The organism is Agreia sp. (assembly GCF_964263775.1).
GTDB lineage: Bacteria > Actinomycetota > Actinomycetes > Actinomycetales > Microbacteriaceae > Agreia.
This window is the reverse complement of record NZ_CAXVWM010000058.1, coordinates 1-6,325: the sequence shown is the minus strand read 5'-3', so window position 1 is coordinate 6,325 and position 6,325 is coordinate 1. Positions and strand designations below refer to the sequence as shown.

The window sequence follows — 6,325 nt, the reverse complement described above, 5'->3', positions numbered from 1 at the left end:
AGGCTCCCGGCCGCACGGCGAGCCAAGCAGCGGGAGGTCAACGAGCTGGTCCTCGCGCGCACAGACGGGCTCTCGCTCGTGAGCCATCGAGACGAATGGCCGGACTGGCTCGCCGGTGCTGTTGAGCTCAACCGCACGCTCGGCGCCCTGCCGATGGTCGGCGGAAATCAGGTAGAGCTGCTGGCCGACTACGACGGGTCGATCGCCGAAATGGCGAAGGAGATCGATCGTGCAAGCTCGTACGTGCATGTCGAGTTCTACATCCTCGTTCTGGATGACGCCACCGGCCCCGTCTTCGATGCGCTGCGGCGCGCGTGCGCCCGAGGGGTCACCGTCCGAGTGCTTTCCGATTACGTCTCGGGGTTCCTCGCACCGGGCCGCCGACGAACCATCGCCGCGCTCCGAGACATGGGTGCCGTGTGGCATCCGATGCTGCCTGTGAAACCGTGGCGGGGCGTCTGGCAACGACCCGACCTGCGCAACCACCGCAAGCTCGTCGTCGTCGACGGTGTGGTTGCCTTCACCGGGTCGCAGAACCTCGTCGACGCCACGTACAACAAAAAGAAGAACATCGCCCGTGGGCTGCGGTGGCGCGAACTCATGATGCGCGTCAACGGACCCGCGGTCCGTGAGCTGAACGCCGTATTCGTCACAGACTGGTACAGCGAGACCGACGAACTGCTACCGCTCGACGAGTCGCCGGTGGTTCTGGATGGCGAACCGAACGTCGTTGACGCCCAGGTGCTGCCGAGCGGTCCCAGTTTCGAAAACGACAACAACTTGAAACTCTTCGTGATGCTCCTGCACCAGGCGAGGCATCGAATCAGCATCACCAGCCCCTATTTCGTCCCCGACGACTCGGCCCTGCTCGCGATCGTCACCGCCGCATCCCGGGGCGTCGCCGTGGAACTCTTTGTTTCGGCGATCGGTGACCAGGCTCTCGTCTACCACGCGCAGCGCTCTTACTACGAGGCGCTCCTGCGGGCGGGCGTCTCGATCTACCTCTACCGAGCGCCGACCGTGCTGCACTCCAAGCACTTCACCGTCGACGACGAGGTCGCCGTGCTCGGCTCCAGCAACATGGACGTCAGGTCGTTCAGCCTCAACATGGAGGTCTCGGTTCTGGTGCACGGCCGTGAGTTCGTCGACCGCATGCGACGTGTCGAGGACGACTACCGGGCGGCATCCGACCTTCTGCGGCTCGACGACTGGATGCGCCGGTCGCTCATGCAGAAGATCGGCGACAATCTCGCCCGTCTCACCTCATCGCTGCAATGATCCAACTCATCGAGCTCGTGCCGTTGGCGCTCGTCATCGCGGTCAACCCGATGCCCATCATGGCGGTTCTGCTCATGCTCTCAACGCGCGGCGGGGTGACACGGAGCGTCGGGTTCGCCGCTGGCTGGTTGCTCGGAGTCGCCTTCGCGACGACGACCTTCTCGTATCTGTCGTCCTTTATTCCGATGGGTTACGACCGCGAACCTCTGGTCGTCATCAGGGTGCTACCGATCGTTGTCGGCGGCGCGCTGGTCGCGGCGGGCCTGTTCACATGGCGACGCCGTTCGGCGGCCGCCGAACGGCCGAAATGGACGGCAGGGCTCGATCGCCTGAGCGTTGCACGAAGCGCCGGAATCGCGTTCGCATTCGCCACGATCAAACCCAAGAACGTGGCGCTGACCGCCGCCGCGGGTGTAATCATTCTCGATGGGCACCCGCCTCTCATCACGATCGTCTTGTTGCTCGTCATCTTCACTCTCGTGGCGTCATCAACGCTCATCATGCCCGTCTTGCTGCACCGATTCGGCTCGACGAGGATGCGCGCGTTCCTTGATTCAGCGAGGCGGTGGCTCACTCGTGCCATGCCCACGATCACGAGCAGTGCCCTGGTACTGCTCGGCTCGATAGTGACAGTTGCCGGAATCATGCGTTGGTGACGAAAAAATTGGGACTGGTGGCACGTCGAAATGACGAGGAGGGTAGGAAGCATGACCGTTCATGCTGTCACGCGCGCAGCTCCAGCTACGCCAGGCGACACTCGATGTGGTTGAGACCTAGCCCATGAATGCCGCGCCTCGTCGATTCACTCCTCGGCTCCCCGCTAGTACAGCCCTGAACGGCCCCGCGGGGATTGAAAATCTGTCCTGGCATACACAGATCCTCTGTGAAGATCCATCTGCGTTCCGCGGAACCATCCACGTCGTCATGTACGATCGCCTCTCGATCGGTCGGATCCAGCACGGCCCGGCACGACAGGTGCGGAGTTCCGAAATGGTCGCCGCGCTCGACGTGGGTACTACCTTCGTGTGTGTCAACAGGTTTCCGTTGACGGTGACCCAGAACGGTACCGATATCGCCGTGCACCCCGGCGAGGTGTTCATGCTGTCTGGGCGCTTTCCCTATGAGATATCAGGATCGGACGGTGTGGACACGATTGCCATAACTATGGCGAGCCGTGACGATTGGGAGGCGGGGGCGATCGATCATCTTCGTGTCCTCCCCAAATCACGACTCACGTCGCCTACGACCTACTACGTGCAAGCTCTATGTCGGCAGTTGCCCCGGCCGGGAACATTGGAAGGCGAGTCGGCCCAAGCGGTCATCGAAACGATGATGCTCGGTCTGGCCTCGACACTGCGTCACGACGAGGACACTACTGCAGCTCGCTGGGCCCAGTATCGCTCAGATGCTCTGGCGTACATCGGACGCAACTTTCGAGACGTCGCCGTGAACGCGCCGACTGTCGCATCGGCCGTAGCGCTGTCTCTTCGACAACTTCAGCGCATTTTCGCGTACGGCGGTCTTACGGTGAACGGGGCCATCCGAGAAACCAGACTTCTTCACGCAACGTCTCTTCTATCCGATTCTCGGTGGGCAACGTCGTCGCTGGCCGATATCGCAGCGGCAAGCGGCTTTGACGGGACGGCGGCACTTCGGCGTGCGTTCAAGACGGTCTACGGGATGTCGCCGGGCGAGTTTCGAGTGGATCCACCTCGAACACCTGACACCGCCCTAACCCGATACGCCGACGAGCGGCATCGCCCGTTACGGTGACAGGGCCGTCGTACTCACTCCAGGAGCTTGCCCGCGACCGCGACGTCGTTCATCAGCGCCTCGATCTCGGCGGGAATCGCCGGGATCTCCTCGCGTGTGATTCCGGTTCGAGGCGACCAGACCAGGTTCACCCGCATCGACTCGTCGAGCTCGGGGTAGTCGCTGCGGTTGTGGCATCCACGAGTCTCGCGTCGTTCGAGCGCGGCCTCGAGGGTCGCCCGGGCCGCCAGCGCGGCCGACTTGAGGTCGAACGCGTGCGCGAGATCCTGAAAACCCGCGATATCCGGGTGCACCCCGATGTCGGCGATGCGCGCCTCGATCGCGTCGAGCTCGGCGAGGCCCGCACGCAGGCCGGCCTCGTCACGAACGACGCCCGCGTGCTCGGTCATGGTGTTGCGGATGGCGCGTTGCAGGGCGCGAACGTTCTCGGTGCCGTCGGCCCCCAGCAGCTGCGCGATCTCGTCGCGCGCGGTCTGCACCGCGGTGGCCGAACGCCTCTGCGCGTCGAGCGAGGCCGAGTACGCCGCCGCGGCCTGGCCCACGATCCGCCCGAAGACGAGCAGTTCGATGAGGGAGTTGCCGCCGAGCCGGTTGGCGCCGTGCAGGCCCGAGGACGCCTCGCCGATCGCGTAGAGCCCCGCGACATCGGTGCTGTGGTCTTCCGGGCGCACCCAGACTCCGCCCATCGAATAGTGCGCGGTGGGGGCGATCTCGATCGGAACCGTAGTGATGTCGAGCATCTGCAGCTCGAGCATCGTCTGGTAGACGCGGGGCAGCCGGGTCATGATCGTCTCGCGCGGCAGGTGCGACACGTCGAGCCAGACGCCGCCGTTGGGCGTGCCGCGGCCCTCCTTGATCTCGGTGTAGCAGGCGAGGGCGACCCGGTCGCGGGTCGACAACTCCATGCGCTCCGGGTCGTACCTGTCCATGAAGCGCTCGCCGAGGCCGTTGCGCAGAATTCCGCCCTCTCCGCGCGCCGCCTCGGAGATGAGCGTGCCGGCCGCGTTCTCGGGTTCGATGATTCCGGATGGGTGGAACTGCACCAGCTCTGGGTCACGCAGCCGCCCGCCCGCCTCGACGGCGAGCCGGAAGGAGTCGCCCGTATTCTCGTCGCGGCGCGACGAAGTGCGCCGCCAGATGCGGTTGTGACCGCCGGCCGCGAGGATCACGGCATCGGCGTGGATCAGGTAGCGGGTGCCGTCTTCGATGTCGAAGCCGTAGGCGCCGAAGACCGCGCCGTCGTCGTTGACGAGGATGCGGGTCACGTAGACGGTGTCGAGGATCGGCACGTCGAGCTGCGCCGCACGGTTCACCAGGGTGCGCTGAATCTCGAGGCCCGTGTAGTCGCCGGCGAACGCCGTGCGGCGAAAAGTGTGCGCGCCGAAGAAGCGCTGAGAGATGCGTCCGTCTTCTTCGCGGGCGAACGGCATTCCGTAGCGTTCGAGATCCTGGATGCCGCGGGCCGCCTGCGACGTGACGATCTCGACGGTGTGCGGGTTGGCGAGCAGGTACGACTCTTTCAGGGTGTCGGCCGCGTGCTGCTGCCAGGTGTCTTCGGCATCCATGGTCGACAGGGCCGCGTTGATTCCGCCCGCCGCGAGCGACGTGTGCGCATCCGTTTTTGCCCGCTTGCCGAGGGCGAGCACGTCGACCCCCGCCTCGGCGAGTTCGATGGCGGCCCGTAGGCCCGACCCGCCCGTGCCGATGACGAGAACGGTGGTGGAGAGCTGTCGTTCGGGGATATCCATGTGCTCCACGCTAGGTTCGGGTGGGCGATTACTCCAATGCATATAGCTGGTCAACACCATGCGCTTAGGCTATGGACATGAACCTCGAGCAACTCGGCAGTTTCGTCGAGGTGGCCCGGCTCGGCAACTTCACCCGTGCCGCCGAGCGCCTGCACCTCGCCCAGCCGTCACTGAGCCGGCAGATCGCGGCGCTCGAGCGAGACCTCGGTGCCGAGCTCTTTCTGCGCACGCGCACCGGCAGCAGCCTCACCGCGGCCGGCGAGTCTCTGCTGCCCCTGGCCCGTCGGATGCTCGCAGACGCGGAATCCGTGCGGCGCGAGCTCGCCGAGATGGCCGGGCTGCAGCGCGGGCGCGTGCGACTGGGGGCCACGCCGACACTCTGCATCAGCCTCGTCGCAGAGGTGCTCAGTGCATTCCACTCGGCGCACCCGGGCATCGAGTTGCACCTCTCCGAACACGGATCACGCCGCCTGCTCGACGAACTCGCCTCTGGCGAACTCGACCTGGCGCTGATCACCACGTCAGACGCCTCGGCGACAGAGCGTCTCACCGTGACCCCGCTGCTCGTCGAAGAACTCGTGGTGATCTCCTCAGCCGCAGAGCCACCGGTGACGACGCGCGATCGCATCCACCTGCGCGCGGTTGCCGCGCTGCCGCAAATCGTCTTCGGCTCGAGCTACGACCTTCGCGGCGAGACGGATGCCGCTTTTCGATCGGCGAACCTCGTGCCCGAGGTCGCGCTCGAGGGGGCGCAGATGGATGCCGTGCTGAGGTTCGTGGAGCGCGGCCTCGGCGTCGCGATCGTGCCCGCCATGGTGCTGATCGACCGGCCGGGCCTGCGCTCGGTGCGCCTCGAGCATCCGACCCTCACCCGCACGATCAGCCTCGCTCGGCCCGCCGACTCGGCCCCCACGACGGCGGTCGAGGTCATGCAGCGCACGATCGCCGCGACGGCCGCGGAGTTCGCGACGCGAGCATCGGCCACGATGCGCCAGGCCGACTCGCACTGACTCCAGGCCCGGTGCAGGCGACCTGTCGGCCGTGCGCGGGTCAGCCGATGTCGAGGTCGGGGTCGAACGACGGCGGGTTGAGCCGCCAGGCGTCGACCGCGGCCTCCGTGCGTTCGATCACCTCGAACCGCACCCCGATCGTGGGCGTGACGAGCACGAAGAGGGTTCCCGCGCCGACGATCTTGAACTCGACGAGGTCGGCGCCGCTGCGGGCCGCCGCAACGACGTCGGCCTTCAACGTGTCGAGGTCTTGTTCGGGGTCGAGAAAGAACACCTGTCCGTCGATTCGGACTTTGTTGATCTTCACTGCACTATCCGATCCCCGGGCTCGCTTCCCGGACGTAGCGTTCACGGCACACGTCATGATCGACACGCTCACCGGGGGCTGGGGCTGCGCATTCAACACCGGCCCTTTACGGCACGATGCGACTGCCTCAAGGCTACTCAGCGATCGGTGGAGGGCAAGGGGCATGGACGAGAATCGTGGCATGACAATTGCGATCACCCCCGTCACGC

6 protein-coding genes are annotated in these 6,325 nt (G+C 65.6%); 4 read left to right on the top strand and 2 right to left on the bottom strand.

What is annotated here, in order from left to right; genetic code table 11:
• From ACE5CZ_RS05180 to ACE5CZ_RS05170, 3 genes are all read left to right on the top strand, one after another.
• Positions 1-1,278 (top strand): phosphatidylserine/phosphatidylglycerophosphate/cardiolipin synthase family protein (locus tag ACE5CZ_RS05180; protein ID WP_374946275.1); only part of this gene is annotated, 1,278 nt, incomplete at its 5' end.
• Positions 1,275-1,934, top strand: a complete 660-nt coding sequence (locus ACE5CZ_RS05175; RefSeq protein WP_374946274.1) for a GAP family protein — start codon at positions 1,275-1,277, stop codon at positions 1,932-1,934. The genes ACE5CZ_RS05180 and ACE5CZ_RS05175, both read left to right, overlap by 4 nt.
• Before the next feature lie 124 nt (positions 1,935-2,058).
• Positions 2,059-3,051, top strand: coding sequence for a helix-turn-helix transcriptional regulator (locus tag ACE5CZ_RS05170; protein ID WP_374946273.1), 993 nt, complete (start codon positions 2,059-2,061; stop codon positions 3,049-3,051).
• A 14-nt stretch (positions 3,052-3,065) separates the two neighbouring features.
• Here the strand turns inward: ACE5CZ_RS05170 and ACE5CZ_RS05165 are convergent, their stop codons facing one another.
• On the bottom strand, positions 3,066-4,799 hold the full coding sequence (locus tag ACE5CZ_RS05165) for an FAD-dependent oxidoreductase (RefSeq protein WP_374946272.1): 1,734 nt from the start codon (positions 4,797-4,799) through the stop codon (positions 3,066-3,068).
• Between the two features lie 77 nt (positions 4,800-4,876).
• Here ACE5CZ_RS05165 and ACE5CZ_RS05160 point away from each other — a divergent pair, with 77 nt between their 5' ends.
• Positions 4,877-5,809 carry a LysR family transcriptional regulator gene (locus tag ACE5CZ_RS05160; protein WP_374946271.1) on the top strand — a complete coding sequence of 311 codons (933 nt, stop codon included), beginning with the start codon at positions 4,877-4,879 and terminating at the stop codon, positions 5,807-5,809.
• Between the two features lie 40 nt (positions 5,810-5,849).
• Here the strand turns inward: ACE5CZ_RS05160 and ACE5CZ_RS05155 are convergent, their stop codons facing one another.
• Entirely contained in the window at positions 5,850-6,116 is a 267-nt protein-coding gene (locus ACE5CZ_RS05155) for a hypothetical protein (RefSeq protein ID WP_374946270.1), read from the bottom strand.
• Between the last annotated feature and the right edge of the window lie 209 nt (positions 6,117-6,325).

Coding starts and splice junctions, on each gene's coding strand:
- ACE5CZ_RS05160 (WP_374946271.1), top strand. CDS start 4,877: ATGAACCTCGAGCAACTCGGCAGTTTCGTCGAGGTGGCCCGGCTCGGC.
- ACE5CZ_RS05170 (WP_374946273.1), top strand. CDS start 2,059: ATGAATGCCGCGCCTCGTCGATTCACTCCTCGGCTCCCCGCTAGTACA.
- ACE5CZ_RS05175 (WP_374946274.1), top strand. CDS start 1,275: ATGATCCAACTCATCGAGCTCGTGCCGTTGGCGCTCGTCATCGCGGTC.
- ACE5CZ_RS05165 (WP_374946272.1), bottom strand. CDS start 4,799: ATGGATATCCCCGAACGACAGCTCTCCACCACCGTTCTCGTCATCGGC.